This is a genomic window from Paraburkholderia sediminicola (genome assembly GCF_046027825.1).
GTDB classification, from domain to species: domain Bacteria; phylum Pseudomonadota; class Gammaproteobacteria; order Burkholderiales; family Burkholderiaceae; genus Paraburkholderia; species Paraburkholderia sediminicola_D.
This window is the reverse complement of sequence record NZ_JAQQDU010000019.1, coordinates 1-18,044: the sequence shown is the minus strand read 5'-3', so window position 1 is coordinate 18,044 and position 18,044 is coordinate 1. Positions and strand designations below refer to the sequence as shown.

Annotated in this window: 9 protein-coding genes; 5 read left to right on the top strand and 4 right to left on the bottom strand. The window is 57.8% G+C overall.

All coding sequences use genetic code 11. The features are described from left to right. Positions 1 to 450 precede the first annotated feature (450 nt). Positions 451 to 2,301 carry a DUF7380 domain-containing protein gene (locus PQQ96_RS12965; RefSeq protein ID WP_408292184.1) on the bottom strand — a complete coding sequence of 617 codons (1,851 nt, stop codon included), beginning with the start codon at positions 2,299 to 2,301 and terminating at the stop codon, positions 451 to 453. Positions 2,302 to 2,531: 230 nt separating this feature from the next. Continuing rightward, entirely contained in the window at positions 2,532 to 7,784 is a 5,253-nt protein-coding gene (locus PQQ96_RS12960) for an AAA domain-containing protein (RefSeq protein WP_408292182.1), read from the bottom strand. 267 nt (positions 7,785 to 8,051) lie between these two features. Here PQQ96_RS12960 and PQQ96_RS12955 point away from each other — a divergent pair, with 267 nt between their 5' ends. Both PQQ96_RS12955 and PQQ96_RS12950 read left to right on the top strand, forming a co-directional pair. Next, positions 8,052 to 12,167 carry a helix-turn-helix domain-containing protein gene (locus tag PQQ96_RS12955; RefSeq protein WP_408292180.1) on the top strand — a complete coding sequence of 1,372 codons (4,116 nt, stop codon included), beginning with the start codon at positions 8,052 to 8,054 and terminating at the stop codon, positions 12,165 to 12,167. A 49-nt stretch (positions 12,168 to 12,216) separates the two neighbouring features. Then, positions 12,217 to 14,154: a hypothetical protein gene (locus PQQ96_RS12950; RefSeq protein WP_408292178.1), complete on the top strand. Its 1,938-nt coding sequence runs from the start codon at positions 12,217 to 12,219 to the stop codon at positions 14,152 to 14,154. Between the two features lie 145 nt (positions 14,155 to 14,299). Here the strand turns inward: PQQ96_RS12950 and PQQ96_RS12945 are convergent, their stop codons facing one another. Together PQQ96_RS12945 and PQQ96_RS12940 are read right to left on the bottom strand one after the other, a co-directional pair. Then, positions 14,300 to 14,839: an RES family NAD+ phosphorylase gene (locus PQQ96_RS12945; protein ID WP_408292176.1), complete on the bottom strand. Its 540-nt coding sequence runs from the start codon at positions 14,837 to 14,839 to the stop codon at positions 14,300 to 14,302. After that, positions 14,836 to 15,210: a DUF2384 domain-containing protein gene (locus tag PQQ96_RS12940; RefSeq protein ID WP_408292174.1), complete on the bottom strand. Its 375-nt coding sequence runs from the start codon at positions 15,208 to 15,210 to the stop codon at positions 14,836 to 14,838. Before PQQ96_RS12940 ends, PQQ96_RS12945 begins: the two co-directional genes overlap by 4 nt. Before the next feature lie 256 nt (positions 15,211 to 15,466). Between PQQ96_RS12940 and PQQ96_RS12935 the strand changes: the two genes are divergently transcribed. From PQQ96_RS12935 to PQQ96_RS12925, 3 genes are all read left to right on the top strand, one after another. Then, entirely contained in the window at positions 15,467 to 15,982 is a 516-nt protein-coding gene (locus PQQ96_RS12935) for a hypothetical protein (protein WP_408292172.1), read from the top strand. A 48-nt stretch (positions 15,983 to 16,030) separates the two neighbouring features. Beyond that, positions 16,031 to 17,119 carry a hypothetical protein gene (locus PQQ96_RS12930; RefSeq protein WP_408292170.1) on the top strand — a complete coding sequence of 363 codons (1,089 nt, stop codon included), beginning with the start codon at positions 16,031 to 16,033 and terminating at the stop codon, positions 17,117 to 17,119. Positions 17,120 to 17,720: 601 nt separating this feature from the next. Next, on the top strand, positions 17,721 to 18,044 hold a 324-nt coding region (locus tag PQQ96_RS12925), incomplete at its 3' end, for a DUF932 domain-containing protein (protein WP_408292168.1).

The window sequence follows — 18,044 nt, the reverse complement described above, 5'->3', positions numbered from 1 at the left end:
TGGGGCGTTGTTTTAAAGCAACTATTACCGGATACTGCCACGGGGACTGGGTAGCCCCAGATGGGCTCCGAGATCTCTAACTTGGGTTTGGGTAAATCTTTGCCTTTCGGTTGAAGAAATTGAGTCCGAATGACACCATGACAGCGAGCAGCTAAAATTCGTCCTCGCCGGAGACAGCATGGGCGTATTCGGGAACCAGGAACTGGTGCTCGGCCGCGTCTCCTGTCGGATCACTGTCGTGTCGCCCTTCTCTCTCGCTACTCATACTCGCCACATCAACCGATCGATGGTGCGTGCGCTTCAGACTCGGCGGAAAATCCAATAATCAACCAGCCGGCGCCCGTGAAACCACGGCAATAGCCCAACAATACGCGTCGAGCCGCTGCGACTGCGCGTGACTGGGCGCAGTACTTCGATCTGCAAAAATCCCAATCGCGAGTCCTTGCCAGTCTACGGAGCCCCTGCTCTGTTCCAGAATGTGTTGAAGACAATCCGGAGGCCGAACCACCAGGCATAGACGACCTCAGCCGACAGACAATCGTCCGCGTCCAACAGACCATGGGCAACCTGGTTGCGCAAATTCGGACCCAGAGCATCGGTGAACAGTGCCCGAAGCTCGAATGCAAGATCAACGCCGAATATCAAGGTCATTTGCGGCAAATCTATGAGCGTCCCCATACCGTTCTCGGTCTCTACACCCTCCTTATCGAGCGTGGTGGTACGCGCCCCAGCTTCCTTCAGGTGATGCCTTACCATGTTTTCGATTTGTGGTACCAGAACATGCAGTGCGCCAACAAAATCGTGCTCTATTCCGGCAAGAAGCGCCTTGCCGAACAACCGCTCGCGTCCGATTGGCACGATGGGCGAACGGCTTGCGATTTCAGTGAAATCTCCCTCCGTGAAGCGATGCTCTACACGAAGGACATCAAGCGCGGGAAGGATGTCCGCCATCACGTGGAATCTACGTTCGAACACATATTCGTACAACATCTCGTGGCGAATGAAATCATCGTTGCCCGGGTTCGTCAGATCATCCGAGTCCAGCGCTGGGACTTTGGCAACAACTCGCCCATCGCCAGCGATCAGAATTCTGGGAATCCGATGGAGCAATGACGGTGTTCTCAGTCTTTCCAAGACGCGTTCGCGCAACCTGGTGCAATTGACGGGCGGGATAAGGTTGACGAAGGCGAGCAATGCCTGAGCTGCCGTCTTACCACGAAGTGATTGCGCTGCTTTATCTATCTCTTCGTTCAGATCAATTGATTCGCCGGCCACCTGCCCCATTTCCTCCAATGCACGCTTACCGCTGCTCTGAAGCAAGGTGCGTAATTCGGCCATGCGATTATCGACGTTTAAAAACTCACGTTCATCACGCGGAATGCTGCGATAAACCTGGATAGCCTGTTCATAGAAGCCGCTCGCAGCACCATAGGATGGGTGCGGTGGCGCCAGCCGCGTGTCTGCTTCACGTACAAAAGATTCCGCTAGCCTGGCTGTCATGGCCGCGGCATTCGACGCGTCGCCGATTTTCCTGAACCAATGCGACGACGCTCGATACAGACTGCCTCCAACAGTAGCTGCAACCTGCTCCAGATCGCCGTCAAACTCGCCAGCCAGGGAGGCAAGCTTCTCGGCCACTCGCCTCTTACGGTTGTCGTCAGCTCCGATTCGTTCCAGCAATTCGGCAATGTCCCGCGCGCGAAACCAGCTTGCTTTTGAGACAGAAAGAAGTGCATCCATCAATTGCCCCTCGACCTCTTCCCTCATGCCCCTCTTCGCATTTCCAGGGCCAAGGACAAGCATGACGACTCGAGTCCAGCAAAAACGCCCATCCTTTTGCCACGCCTCGGAATCTAGGGGAATTTTCCGATACGCATCGATTGCCGATAGCGCGTGACCGACTTCGCGCGGTCGCTGCATGAGCCAGCGCAGGTCATGCAACCGAGCATTGAGCCAAGGATCCGTGGACATCTCACACATCCGACCTAGCACAGCCAGATCGTTAGCGGTGAGGTCACCGGGCTCCACTGTTTTGTAGCCAAGAGGAGCAATCGCAGACTGCGGCGTCCCGTTCAGACTGTCCACACTCAAGCGCATCGCGCATATGTCCGCCGACAGCCAAAGCACCTTCCCGGCCCCGTCGCGGCCAGCCTCAATGGCGCGATGAGCCGCCACCGAAAACGCGCGTGAGAGGGCATCGTAGCCTTGGCCTGGAACACTATCGATTACATCCGTCCAGCCGCTATCAGCGAGATGCTCTGGCGTTATGATTACATCTGCGGGAAACCGGGATAAGTTCACTGAATCTCCACATCGTCTTCGAAAATGCGTACAGTCGTATCATTTACGGGGTGGCTCCGCAGTTCTCTAAAGAGCGACGCGCAATCGCCGGGCGCGCTCTTTGAACGCGCGTTCCCCGCCCTCCAGAATCTCGCAGACCCGGCGACGGATACTCGGGTTCTCCAGACCGCCACATTCGTAGTTACGTTGGCGCAAACCACCGGCGCATGCGGCGTTTCTCGCAAAAAAGCTCATTCCGACTTCTTCACGGTCAGTCGCGGCCTGCCATCCTTCGTCGGGGTCGCCACGACGGCCGAAGTCGATAGCCGATCTATTAGCGCTTGTAGATCCTCGACAACCTCCAAGCCGCCCTCTTCCCTCGCAGCCGAGATTGCATCGGGCTTGGCGCGGACGCGCCCCGACACCAGCGCGCTCACCGCGCGAAGATGATCTGGATGCGAGGACATAAAGCCGAAGGGAATCGCTATGGCCTGGTGGGCGAGATGAAAGTGGAACATCGCGCAGACCAACAACTCTGGCACCAGCAGGAGCTCCAGGTTACCGTTCATGAGGGAAATGTCTGCGCCTAGCAGACGCGGAAACTGATCCCTGTAGACAGAAAATCGCTCCCGAGACAATCTGCGATCACCCGGCACAACCACGCGCACGCCGCCAGCCTGCGGAGACGGGCCGTTCGGTTGAGGCTCAAGTAAGCGATCCAGTTTCTGGACCAAGTCCCTGGCGCTGCGCGAACGAGCCCAGAACACTGACTGCGGCGCCCACCAAAGTGCATCCCAATGCTTCACTTCCGGAGCTGCCTTCTCGCCGTGGGCCTCCTTCGCCGCATCGTCGCCGTCGGAACCCTGCGGCGGTGGGTCAGCAGGTATCAGTTCGGCCCCGATGCGCTCCAGCAAAAGAGCCGAGTTGCGCCGAAGATGCAAGGCTCCCAGTACGGGTGTAATCCGACCATCGTCGTAACCGCACACCTTCGTGAGATGGACGTCCTGAACATATCGCCGCAGGTCGAAGCTGTCGTCCGAAACATATCGGCCCAACAACTCATCATCGAAAGTGCCGATGAAATCTCGCAAACTCTCATTGTTGCTGCGATCATGGTTGGCGAGCGCATCCGTGATTGCCTCAGAGATTTCCAGCCTACTGCCAAAGCTCTCGTCGTCGATGGCTCGCCGAACACCTAACTGATCAAACCAAGGCTCGGGGGCGCCACGACCCGCTGCCAGCGGTACAGGATAAAAACAAGCCGACACCAGCTCGCCGATCGGCGGAGCCATTCGATATTGCGTGCGCAGCGTCGCCCCAACCTGCAGCCCATAGTCAGATTCAAAAGCACGCTCAAAGTCGCTGCGCGTCAATACTGCCCGGCCCGCCCCCGGCAGGTCTGCGACGATCTTCCGCACAACCGGCTCGGTGTAGAGCGGCGGCAATTGCCGATGATCCCCAACCAACAGAACGCGCCGCCCGGACTGGATCGCAACGGCCAGCTCGCCAGGGGTGGCACGGGCCGCCTCGTCCACGATGACCCAATCGTAACGATTGTTTGCCACCCCGAACTGGGAACGCCCTAACCCCACGCAGGTCCCGCAGACGAGCGAGCGCGTCTTAGCCAGGAATTCCTCGAAGTTCCCCCGTAGCGTTCCGAGCCGGTCCACCCACTCCTGCGCCATCGCGATCACTTGGTCTAGCCGAGCGACCGCGTCTGGCGACGTCACCGCGTGCATGACCATCGCATCGCGCCGCAATTGCTCAATCACTTCGCTAGGCTCCGCCGTGCCACGGTAGGAAAACTTCTGTGCCGCAAGAGTGACGAATCGCTCCTTGCGCTGGGCAACTCTCGCCGTAAGAGATTTCTGGGTGTCGCCAGCCACGTCCAGTTCCGAGCGCTTGGCTGTCAGTCGGTCGATTTCCTTTAGCAAACGTCCTAAGTGAAATTCGATGTCGAACCACAGTTCAACGAAGGCATTTGGCAACCCTAGGTTGCGGTTGAGCGCCGTGATCCGTTGACGCATTTCTGAACGGAACAGGTCCCGGTAGGCTTGCAGGATGGCGCCCGAGTGATGCGGACGCAGTTGCTCTGAAACCATGCCTTCGGCCCCGAAACGCACAACGTCCAGCGGCATGCCGGTACGTTGGCAGAGTTCGATGACCTTTTCAGCAGCGTTGTTCACCGCCTCATGAGACTGGCTAGCGAGCAGGATGCTCTGCGCGCCATGCGACATTGCATAGTGAATGAAAGAGGCGATAAATGACGTTTTGCCGGTGCCAGGCGGGCCCTGCAGCAGGCTCAGCGGCCCTTTGGACCATAGCTTGGCGAACGCCTCGCGCTGTTGCTGATTGAGCGAAAATACAAGCTGACCTTCGTCGTTGTAACGATTGTAGGCATCGAGCTCCGCATCGGTCGGAGGTTGCTGCAGGTCCACCGGCGCAGGGCAGTCCGCCGGATCGAAGTAATCGATGAGATCGGGCAGAACGGACTCGCGAGCCAAGATACGTGTGACGGCTAGGCGCCGTCGGCGGAAGGAGGACAGGTCCTGCTGACTGCGCAGCTTAATGCGCTCCCCCACATTCAACTGCATGCGGATGCGAGGATTGTCGATCACGAGGATGGCCTGCGTTGTTTCACGTATGTCGACATCGCCTGCGCGGATTAGCTCGCCGTTGATCTCCTGCAGGGCCTCCACCTTGGCGTCGGACTCGTAGTCCAGTTCCTTACCTTCCTTCCGGTAAGGGATGCGAAGCTTGTCGCTTCGCCCTCCTATCTCACGTGCCACCGCTCCGGCGATCTCGACCTCCGGCAACGTCGCCTCCTCGGCGTCAAGTATGGACCGCCAAAGCGCCTCGGTACGCGGCGCCTCACGCAAACGGTCCGACGTGTCTTCTCCATCCAGCTCCTCAGTTGCCGCGGGCGCATCGAGCCCGAGAATCTGGGCTCGAACCTGATCTACCGTTGCGCGAACATCCGGGACGGCCTGCAATGCGTTAAGCAGCTCGCTCGCATCGTCCGCAGGCGCGGGCTCGAGCTGGACATCCGCGTCCAGCGTCGCCACTGCCTGGGACGCCATACGGACGAACTGGCTATGAGGCATCTCATGAATGCGCTGCGATACGAAATCCAGTGTCGTGGGCTGGAGCATGATCAGCAGTCGCTTGCGAACGCCAGCCAGCGAAACCACAATATTCGGCTGCCGCTCAGGGTTGCGCACATTCTCCTGTGACACTCCCACGTGGAATGTCCCGTTGTCGCCGGCGAGTGGGCTGCGGGAGGTGAGCTGGCGCACGCGCACGACCAGTCGTGGCCCGGTTTGGGGCGGCGGCGGATTTAGCAGCAAGCCCAGCGCATCGTCGATGCGATCCAAAGCATGTACGCGCAACTCGCGGTTCAGGCAGCGCTCGATCTCCTTGCGCACAGGCCCAGGATCAAGGCCTTCCCATTCCGGCGCTCGGTCAAGCAGTTCATCACACATCTTGGCCACCGCGTAGCAGTCGCGCTGATCGAGGGCGACTGCTTCATAATCCGTGGGCACGTACGCAGGGTTATAAGGTTCCGCACCACCTCCTGGAACCATATCTATCGCGTCGATGAAGCGCACGGCACCGCCCTCAAGCATGACGTTGCCGGGATGGAGGTCACCGTGCTGCAATCCCAAGTTGTGCAAGTGCAGTGTGGCCTTCACCAGTTGGTGGCAGAGTTCCAGTACCTCGCGGCCCGACTTGCAGGCGTGTCCCGCCTCCGTCAAGTCTTGCCCCTCCACCCATTGCTGAACAAGAAACGTCCCCGCGTCTGAGATGCCAAAATCGACGACGTCCGCTAGCGAAGCGCACGGCTGCGTCTTCACTAGTCGAACCTTGTCAAGAAACGTCTGCAGCTGGTGCGTCTCTTCAGGCCGCTTGGGGTCGGGCTTCCGGCCATACCAGACCTTGACCGAGACTGGCCGGCCGCCTACGCACGACTTATACAGGTGGCTGTGACCCTGCTTCAGGTTCTCCAGCAACGGATACACGACCATCGGGATTAACTCGCTCCGATATGCCTCAAAGACACGCAGATCCATGCCCGCCGCGGATGGCCGCACAAGAGGGAGTACGTTCAATGCATCCAGCATGGCGCGCGCATTGGCGAAACGCTCTGCAGGAATCAGTTCGAGAGATTGCGCGAACCAAGCGGCCAGAGCGGGATCACAGTCGACACCCGCAGGCGGCTCCCACAGGACCAGCCCATCTTCCTGCGGCGGCAGTTGGAGGAAGAGCACATGGTACGACGCCACCCCGAGAAGATAGACGTCGCGCCGGAACGGATCACTGACCTCGCCGTGACCGATCTCCGAGTCCTCTGGCAGCACGGCCCTGCCTGCACGCAGGTTGTCACGAAGCGGCCCCACCGTACCTACCTCGGGGAAAAAGGCAGTCAAAAAGCCAGAGATGGATACCTTTGACGGACGTTCTAGCCATAGGCTATGGTCGCTGACGTCGCGGTGGGCGACACCGGTGTCATGAAGATCAGCGAAGTGCGAAAGCAGAACCTTGACGAGCGCCAGCCGGTCTGCGAAGGAGAGGTCTTGGCCATGGCGGTTGACAAATTCGTTGAGCCGCAGCTGCCTGGAGGGCAGCCGGTAAAGCTCGCAAAAGTCGGCGTCGATGTCATCGCGCGTCGGATGAGACAACGGTTGGAGCACGACACTGTCGAGTTGTTCGTTCTGTTCATGGATGAAACCAAGCACCTTGTGCTCGCGCAGTGCGATGCGGGCGCGCTCGTCAACGGTATCGGCGATACCGGCGAGCACAGAAAAGTCCCAACGCCGCAGCAGCGCCTCGTGCCGGTGGTCGTCCTTCTTGACCGACTTGTACTCCTTGTACAACCCGTCCGGATGCGGAAAGGTTGCTTCCCCGACGATCTGAAAATTGCCGAAGGAAAACCCCGAGGGCTTGAAATCCTTGCCGCGAAAGAAGGGGGTGAAGGTCTGCAGGTACTGGTTCGGCTTGCCGGCCCGCTGCTCACCGAACTCCTGACGGTAGCCACCCTGTTTTGTGATCCGCAGAAATTGACCGAGCGTAAGGACAAATTCCTTCTCGTCCTCAGGGATGGCCGAGTAGTCCGCGCTGCCGCACATGATGACGCGATAGTCAATGTAGGCGGACTTCGCTGGCGCAGGCAGCCTAGCCTGGATTTTGGACGACAGGATCTTCCATTTGTCGGCGAGGACCTTCACTGCAGACCGCCCCATGTCATTACCGTCGCGCAGCCAGTGGTCCTGCATCGGCTCTATCTTGCCGCGCCAGTTCTTGAGTTCAATGATCAGCAGGCGATCGTGCGTCAGCAGCACCAGATCGATCTCGCGATCCCGGTAGGTGGTGTCCATCATCATAAAGCCGGCATAGCCATGCCACTTTTGGCTGAATTCTGATGCGTTGAAGGCTTGGCGCATACGCTCCAGCGCCTCCTTCTCCGAAGCGTGGATGCCATCGCTGCTGATGTAATCGATTTTCATTGTTCTACGTGCTCAGCCTGGAAATGTTAGCGGCACCTAACGCCCACAACGCCGTCGCGTCACGCCTTGCGCCGCTAAGTTCTGGGATCGCCGGACGAGGTGCTTGTTGATGCCGACAAAGATCGCCTTGATCGCCACGTTGCCTCCTATTCGTCCGCACAAGGGATTGCCCGACTACGTCATTGGCTTTCCGTCGACGCAGCGCCCTCGCGGTTCGCTGTTCCGGCTCGTCACCCACGATCCGTTCGAACTTGCCCGGACGGACGTGTGGCTAACTTTCCTGCGGTTGACAAATACTCTCATACTCTTAAAATGAGTTCAAACACATTTTTTGAGTACGAGATGGCGCGATATTCCGAATTCGGCAAGATGCTGGCGCAGTTACGGCGCGACGCCGGCTTCACGCAACAGGCGGACCTCTCAAAACGCCTCGGCGTTGCACAGCAATCGGTCAGTCGATGGGAAAACGGCACGTCCCGTCCCCGAGCCAATGAGATGCCTAACCTGGCAAAGGCGCTCGATATGGACAACGCCGACGCGCTCCTCCGGGCGGCCGGATATATTCCCTCGTCAACGGCGCTCGCCACAGCAGCAGCCCTTTCGCCATTTCCACTCGAAGCACTCGGCGAGGAGGCTTTTGAACGGTTCTCCCACCACTTACTCTCGTGCTTGTACCCCAACGCCGCGGTCCATCGTTTCGGCGGCCAGGGCCATACGCAGGAAGGGATCGACGTCGAGGTGCGCATGCCCGACGGTCGACGCGCCACTTTTCAGTGCAAGCGGCACAAAGAATTTGGTCCAGCGAAGGTCCGCACGGCGGTAGATGCCGACCTCTACGGCGCAGACGAAAAAATCCTGCTGCTTTCGCGTGTCGCGACGCCGGCGGCGCGGAACGAGATTTCCAAACACGCGACCTGGGACATCTGGGACAAAGACGATATCTCGCTCAAGATTCGTCGGCGCCTGACCCCAGACGAGCAACGCCGGATTGTCGATACGTTCTTTCCAGGTCAACGCCTCGCGCTCATCGGTCAAATGGAATCCGGCCCATGGCAGACGTCCGACGAATTTTTTGCCCCGTTCAAGGACCGTCAGGCGATTTTCAGCCACGCATGGACCCTCGTCGGCCGTGAAGACGTCGTTGCCGCGTGCCTGGAGAAACTTGCAAATCCTGAGACGAAAGTCGTTTGCATCGTCGGCGCTGGCGGCAGCGGAAAGTCCAGAATCCTCATGGAGCTATTGCGCAGACATGAAATGCAAGCGCCTGACACACATATCCGCCTTCTCTCGCCGAGCGAAGAACCCAGTTCCAAGAGTCTGGACGAACTAGGACAGGGCAGCAAACTACTCGTTATTGACGATGCACACGACCAGGGGAGCCTGCCGCTGCTCTTCCAGCGGGTTGCCAGCGGCGATGACCTGAAGTTGATACTTTGCCTGCGCCCATACGGAATTAGCAAGGTACAAGCCGACGCCGGTACCTTTGCCATTTCCGGCGCTCGATTTGCGGAAGTCGTGGTGCCCCCTCTGAATGTCGGTCAGGCTACGAAGCTTGCAAGCGAAGTCCTCGCCGGCCTCGAAGCAGCACCCGAGGTTGCCGGCGATATCGCCAAGCTTACTTACGACTGTCCGCTGGCCACGGTGGTTTCTGCCCATCTTGTCGGGACGCACCGCGTGCCTGCGGGGTTGGTTGCGAATGAAGCTGAATTCCGCAAGCAGATATTCTCAAAATTTCAGGACGTAATCGCGGGCAAACTCGGGCAACCATCGGATGGCGAGCTGTTCAAAAAAGTGCTCAAACTGATAGCCCTGTTGCAACCGACAGCGGCAGATGACGACGGGCTCGCACGAATAGCACAAGGAGTTGAGGGTATTTCACAGCCCGAAACAAAACGGGTTATCAATTTACTCGCGGCCGGGGGAGTGCTGTTCAAACGAGGCCGTCGGTACAGACTTTCGCCCGACCTGCTCGCCGACTTCGTGATTCAGAACGCGTGTATCGGGCTGGAAGGTCTCTCAACCGGCTACGCGGAATCGATATTTGCATGCGCCACGACCGAGCAGATTAAAAATCTGCTGGCCAATGTCAGCAAACTCGACTGGCGCCTGTCCAGCGGCGACTCGTCAAGCGGCCGACTGCTTGATGGCGTCTGGGGACAACTGGAGGCAAAGCAGGGGGACGCGGAATCCCTGGTCGACGCAATTTCGGCAGCGGCGTTCTACCAGCCGACCCGGACCCTGGAGTACGCCGAACAGCTAATCAGAGAGGGACGCACGCCGCGCGAGCTTTCTGGCCTACTTCGTAATGTCGCGTACCACCTTCCGCACCTTCCGCGCGCATGCGAATGCCTATGGGAACTTGGAAGGCGAGACGACAGGACACTGGGCCAGAATCCATCGCATGGCATCCGGCTCCTCGCTGAGTTGTGTGAAGTGGAGCCGAACAAACCGCTCGACTACTGCGAGGTCGTCGTAGACTTTGGCCTATCCCTCATTCCTATGCCATCGTCGTGGAGCGGCGCTTACACACCGTTCGATTTTCTGGCCGGCATCCTGAAGACCGACGGTCATTCCACAACAGCCAAAGGTTTCTCACTTTCCTTTGTACCGTTCTTCGTGGTTCCTGAAGCGGTACGCCCTCTTCGTGTAAAGGTTATCGACAGAGCCATCGAGCTACTCACGCTCAGTGACGTATCGCTTGCGGTAAAGGCCGCGAAGTTCATCGAAGGTGCACTACGGTATCCGATGGGCTCGTTTGGCGGCTCCGTTACCGCCGAAACACGGGCTAAATGGACTTCCGAATTCGTCGAAACGTTGACCAAGCTAAAGTGCGTGGTGGAACGCGAGGCCCTCACCGATATCGTTCACATAGAAATAGCCAAAGTTGTCGGTTGGCTCGCGCAACATGGACCAGGGGAAGCGCGTGAGCTTGCGAGGGAAATTATCGCCAAGCTACCAGAGACGCTGGAGTCCCGCCTCGCTCAGGCTCTTATGAGTGGGTGGATGCAGATTCATCTCGACGGCGATCTGACCAACAGCGAGCAACGCTGGAGAAAAAGGCTCGACGAACTGGCAAATGAACTGCTCTCCGATGCTTCAGGCCCCGAACGCGTGCTTCTGGCCATCGAAAACCACCTGCAAGCCATTGCATCTGCCGGAGTCGCCACCGAGGCGTCACCGTACCTCCTGTTCAATCTGCTGCTTTCGAAGTCTTCCGACCTGGCCCTTGCAACCGTTGAGCATACTTTTGAGCATCCTGACAGCCCCATAGCACGATTTGCCGGGGAGGCTCTCGCCGAGGTACTCGGAAACCGGCATAAATCGGGTTTCGCACTAGCAAAGCGCCTTTGGTCTAGTGGCAACGACGTGCTGCAAAGGATAGTGGCCCGCGCCTACTCGATGTATCAACCGGCAACCCAGTTTACGGCCGGTGAGTTGCGAATGCTGCAAAGCATCTTCACGGCCGAACCGTCAATCTGCCGATATGGACTCGGGGCGATCCAGACGGTGGCGAACACGGATAAGAGAGGCGCAATCGGCCTGCTTAAATTGCTTCCGCTCGGCGCGTCTCGCGAACTCGCAAACGAAGCGTTTACCATTCTGCACCGCGAAGAACTACTGCCGCTATCCACATTGAACGATGAAGACGTCACCGCGCTTCTCGAAAAATTGGTGGCGTTGCCAGATCTGGACGGATATTGGGTGCAAGCCATCCTCGCTGCATTGTCTGGAGAACGTCCAGGGCTCGTCCTTGATTTTTTTCTGTCCAGGTTGCTTTATTCAGCGAAGAACGACGATTGGAGCTATCGAGTTTGTTATCTTCGACCCTACCAGGCGGTTGCCTTACGCTTCAAAGACGCACCGGACGCCGATACGTGCATGCGCCGCCTGGTCGAATGGATGAGAGACAAAGGCGACGACGCGTCGCTGTTAAGTGAAGCTGGTGAGCTTTTCGCCTCGTTATTCGGACCTCTGGATGACCATGTCATTGCCCTACTCGCGGACGAGCTTCTGACACCGTCTTCACAGAGTATCCGTGTCCTCATTTCAATCCTGGCCCACGCCGACAATAGTTTTGTCTTCACACACCAGGACACTGTCATACGCCTGTTGGACCTGGCGATGACATTCGACCGTGAGCTTGCTGACGCCGCAATAAGTAGCCTCTACCGCAGCGCGGTCAACGGTGTCTCGCGCAGCGCACCCGGTCAACCCAGCCCCAAAGACCTGGACATGAAGCAGGAAGCGGAGAAGGTATTGTCTGAGCTATCCAGGTTTTCGATTGCTTTCCGTCTTTACGATGGATTGCGCCGGCACGCCCAACAAAGCATTCAGATGAATCACGCAGTTCGAGGGGCATTCGATGACGATGAGGAAAACTAATCTTTCGATTGCATCTCCGTACGACTACTAGCCGATTGAGGAGTATCGAATGCTTTCCCTGGGAGACGTTATCCGCGCTGCTGGCGAAGCCGTCATCGCGGCTCCCGCTGATCGCGTCGGTGCAGTACTGTCTGCGCAATTGCAGCATCTGGTTCCTGCACCGTACCGGATCGAGACCGGCGTTGTCATCGATTCCGAAGGTCGCAGGACGGAGCCGTTGTCCGCCTTAATATGCGTCGGCGGTCAACTGGTCGATTCCGATGTCGGGCCCACCGTGGTGCCAACAGAAACTGTGGCGGCCGCCATCGATGTGGCATACACCCTGGACCTCAATGCGCTGGCCGCAGCATACTCCAGAGTATCCGCAGCCAAAGCTCTCAAGAAGACGGCACCGTTCCCCGGCAATCGGACGACCGAGCCGACCCTAGGTGTGATCTTCGCCGTCGACGCCACGGTGCCCCTCGAAGATATGGCAGCGGAACTCGAACGGCTGAACGAACGCACGCCCTCGGACCATTGGCCGGACGCGGTGGTCATCGCGACTAAAGGTCAGCTTGGCTACATGGTGCAGTGGATTGGGGACCAGTCCGTATCCAGCTTGCTATTGCCACCTTCTCCGGGCGTATTGCACAAAACACAGCCTTCCTATTACGCGGTGCTGATGATTTCGGCAAGTGGGGCCGGGACCTTCAATCTGGCCATGCACATGCTGCTCGGCCAGCTCGCCAGATGGTCTCCTGGAAGTGTTTCGCCGGAATATTTGACCGTCCTGGATAGTGTGCCGCGCCAGGCCCTCGTATGGACCGGGTACCAATACAACCTTGCCGGGGAACTCCGGCCGGTGCCGCGAGAGCGCTATAACGACAAGGCGCTCCCGCCAAAATGGGTTGCGCTGATACCACCGGGCGCGAAGGAGCCGCTCGCGGCCATGTGTTTTATCCCCTGGCAAGACGGCGGTGTCGTTCTCCTGCAGGGCAAGCTGCCTCTCGAGGGTATGCTGCTCTTCCTGGGTGGAATCATCGACGGCGAGCCTATCCGCAATATCCAGAAAGTGATCCGCAACGAGTTGCAGATCTCCAGCGTCCTGCCAATCAGGGAGCGCCAGTACGGGATGTTGCTCCGGAATATCCAGCAGCGCGGAGGGCTGGAAGTGAAGCCAAACCAGGGCCAGTTTGTGGTTCAGAAGTTCGCCGATGAAGGGTCAAGCTCGCCTTTCATGGCGCGCATTTTCTACGCTCCCATGAAGATGGCGGACGCCTTGGGCGCGAACCGGGAACCGTTCCTGATAGCGCACCAGACCTTGATGACGACGTTGATGGAAATTCGCGACATCGCCAAAGACGTTACGAAGTCCTGGAAAGACCACTTGCGAAAGATTGATGAAGGTTCAATCGTTGACCGACAAGGCGGGCACATTCGGATTACGGAGAATGTGGACCGGGAGCTCGGCCGCTTGGTCAGCGAATTCATGAACGGCGCGACGCGCTCTTTCAAGGACCGCATGCAGCAAACGGCGCGCGCACTCGGAGTCGAAATCGGATTCCTACACCAGAAGCAGGTTAAGTTCGAGCAAGGCCTGGCCGACCTCGAAAAGACTGATTCGGCACTTGCCGACTATTTGCGTGAAGCGCGTAGGTGGGGAGACAGCCTGGTCACCACCCGAAACAACCTCGACCATGGCAATTGGAGTCTTCCACGTGCTACCGTCGTTGACGTCGGCGGTCGTGTCGTCGTGACCGAACCTGCTGTCGACGGAACGCCGGTGACGAGATGGGTCGCCGATATGACAGATCGGGTTCTTTGCTTTGTCGAAGATGTCATCGCGCACGGCATCCAAAAGCGGTTGGCCCAAGGAATCACTTTGACTGAGATCCCAGTTGCTCAACGCGCGCCCGAGATGCCCCTTCGGTTCCAGAACACCATTACCGGGAGCGGCCTTCCCACGTGGCAGATCCGCTATCACGTCAGTCGGTTCGACGAAACCTAAATGCTCACCAGGCCGGCCAACTATCTTCACACACGTATTTATGTTCATCCACCACCCGATAGTGGAACACGCCGACACAGGCCCGGATACCAAGCTTACTGGCAATGATACGGTGGCGAACCAAAACTGCGGCCACCATGGCGTGTCACTTCTGTTGCCGTGACCAGGACAAGGCATTCTGCGGCAATAGCGCGCCAGGATCGAACACGCTCGCCTTGTATCCCGTCGTCTTCGCCAGATCCGGAAACAGAACGAGACATATGCCTGATGGGTTGCGCGCCGAGCGATACAGAATGCCTGGATAGCCGGCCTCCCTGACGAGATCGCCAATGACCCAGCTCGGGGGTTCGATCTCGTCCAGAAAAGCCATCCCCTTCCAGTTGCAATACGCTTCGGCCCAGATCGGGTTCCACGTCTCATCAACGTAGCCACCGGTGAAATCGACCACGTTCTCGACCGTCACCAGAAAGCTCACCAGGGTCGCCGGCGGCAGGATGGCGGATTCACTCTGGTATTCGAGCAGTGCGACGTCGGCGCTGGCCGCATGATAGCGAGCCTCAACACCCTGACGGTTGAATCGTCCCCCTCTCACGGCAGCACCCGCACCGCTTTCCGGTTGATACGCCCACTGGGGCGTGAAGGCTCTGAAAAAGGTGTCCTCAGGCCCGATGTGGGTCAGGATCATCCCGTCGAACCGCTCGCAATCGAAAGCAGATACGAAATCACCGCTTCAGTTTTGCCGGCCGACACCAGTTGCTCGCCCGTACGGTGCTGGAACTCGGGGATTGGCGTATTTTTATACCAGTACATCGCCTGAGCCTGATCTGGATTGACTTCCATCGCCGCCGACAACACCCGCAGCGTGTCGCGCATGAACTGCTGCAGTTTCACGTTCGTGGGAGCCGCCGATACCGTGGCACGATGGACATGAGCGAGCTCTGCCAGGTCTTGCTGGCGCAAATGGAAGGCTGCGGCAAACCGTTCCGGCGCGATAAGCGGCCGGTCCGCAGCCTGCAAGCCGAGGGCGAATTGCTGAAAATCCAGGACAGCCGACATAGAACCTCCGTCGAGTTATTGATGATTCTACGTCGTTTTTCTGTCGGTTTCAAGCTGATGCTGCGTTCGCCAAGCTTTCCACTCAATCGATGTCCGGGCATCGGGTCTCGCCAATCCGGTCGATCTTCCGCGTTTCTGCCGTCATCGCTCCCGGTCACCCACAGCACTTGAAGTTATTCTTAGTGGTCAGTCAGCACTTGTTCGGAGTGAAGCCAATGCCGCAGCTTTACTGAATGAGACGATCGCAACATGACTAGTGGCCGCCTTTCGCTCTGACCACAGCCTCGTGCCGCTGCTTTGGCAAGGTACCAAAACGGCCGGCGATCGAAAACCTCTCGACGAGAAGGCGTTTCAAACTGCGGTATATGGCAAACTTATACCGATGCTCGCTAAGCAGCCCATAGTCGGTGCACGAGAGCCAGAAGTGTTTGACGCAAAAAAGCCCGATATGCGTATCTCCTACCTGTTAGATTCAGGTGTGAAAATCGATATTCCTATCGAGATCAAATGGGCAGGTCATGCAGAGGTCTGGGATGCTACCGATAGCCAAATATTGACGAAATACATGCAAGACCCTCACGTTCGACCTGCCATTTACATAGTCGGATGGGCTAGACTCGGAATTCAGAACATCAAAATAGGCCCCAACGGGGAAAAGCCGCTGTCTGCGATCGAATTCGAACGGCAACTACAAGACGTGACAGACGCTCGATTGAGAGGCACGGGCAAGTCCATCGTCGTTCACGTTATCGATACCAGCATTCTCGACTAACTCGGCCACGCAGCGACTATGCGCCTATCTTTACGCGCCTTTTAATCTATGTCAAAAACCAATCCACTTTCCTTCCTCTCTACGTTGGTCGACAACGGTACGAAGTTCGAGCAGGTCGAAGCGATCATCGCAGCCATGTCACCCAATTTGGCAGATGACTGCAATTTTTTGAAAATCAAGATACGTAGCTTCGATGCGCTCTCCAAGTTCTACGGCACTCGTGGCCAATACTACGTATCGAAAGAAGACGATGGTTCCTTCGCGCTGGCGGCAATCGTCGCAGCCGATTCCGAACGTCCGGTAGCTCGCACTTATTACACTCTTTTAGGCCTCAACGAAATTGCACTTATTGTGGCCAAACGTTCCGACGTGATCTTCGTCGAATCGCGAGACCAGTTTCGCCATTTGGTGAATGCGGCTGGCGCGGCTGACCGCATTCTCGCTTACAAAACGGAGCGTGATTCCAAAGCAGTGCGCACTGTCGAATCATTTTTACGCGGGCGTCACGACAACACGACTGTCAGTGAAAGTCATTTTTTTGATTCCAACGAGACATGCCTCATTTGCGGGACACCACAGTATCGTCTCATGACCACATCATTCGGCGACACTCTCGGCGCTCAGGCAGTTACCTTTTATCTTTGTGAGAAGCATTATCTCGAGACGCCAAACGGATTTCTACTCGAATTTCTCGCTAGAAATTTCGGATTTTCGTTGCCGTTCAATATCTCCGAAATTGATCGTCAATCTGACCCGAAACTTCTTGAAATGGCAGCAAAGGCTCTCACCGAACTCGGTTGCACCCAAATTGAAATCCAACCTGAGCGTCGCACATTAACCGGATTGAGGGCTAGCACAGGATTCAAGATAATTGTCCGCCTCCATCGACCAGGGAAAGACGACTACGCCTATTTGATCTTCGATCCAGATGGCAACCGGGTCGGTAAAATCGATGAAGCGAAACATCATCCCGATTTGCCCGTAAGATGGGATCATCGCCATACTGCCCTACCTTACGACAACGGTGCTGTAGAGCCCAGCTATACCTTTGGTTTTCCGGCATTCGACAGGAAAGCGATCGAAATCGATCTCTTGAACGCCGAACGGGAATATTTTGCAAAGCATGCACAAAGCTAGCGTGCGTGTTCGAACACCCATATTGGCTACACAGTTACGGCTCCAGCTTGCCTAAATCGCCCCAATCCGGCATGAATGGCGGGTTGCCCACCTAGCCCGCTGCGGCATTCCATCAAACCGTTCGCATTGGCGTCTCCCTCCACTCACGTTCCGGGCCGGGCTTTCACGCTTCGCGTCGAGCCGCATACTGCGTTTCGCCCCTGACGGGCGTCAATCCCTGACGTAAAACCCTTCACCCCCAAAGACCTGTCGAGGTAGAGCCCGCTCACGGGCTCTACGATCGCGCTCGCCGCGCGGCATCTACCCGGTCAACCCCGAAGTCTGGCATGCACCCGGCTCCCAGTTTCCCGCCCTTACCCCGCGACCGTAGCCGATAGCGGGCAGGTGTCAAGGGGCGCGGGACCGTGTTACCCGCACCCCTCCCCCGCCTTTTTCCTTGACACCTGCCCGCTATCGGCTCCTTGAGTCGCACGGGCGCGAACCTGGGAGCCTGGCGGCAGCAAAGCCAACCCCGGGTTCCACCGGGAGGTGCCCAGTCGCAATGGCAGGACACACCCCATCGCCCGGTTAGTGCCCTCAACCCTTTACTGTGGAGATTGCCATGCAACTCGCCTCTTCTTTCCGCCCCGGTTCCCCGGTCCTGCGCTCGAATGCGCCGCTTTCCGACGATCAGATTCACCATGTCGCCCCGTCGATCTTTGCCGAAGGCAAGCACGACAGCCGCTCGGACCGCTACACCTACATTCCCACCATCGACGTGCTGCGCGGCCTGCGTAACGAAGGTTTCGAGCCGTTCATGGTCTGCCAGACCCGCGTGCGCGACCAGAGCAAGCGCGAATACACAAAACACATGCTCCGGCTTCGCCATGCCGACACGATCACCGGCGACGAAGCTAACGAAATCGTTCTGCTGAACTCGCACGAC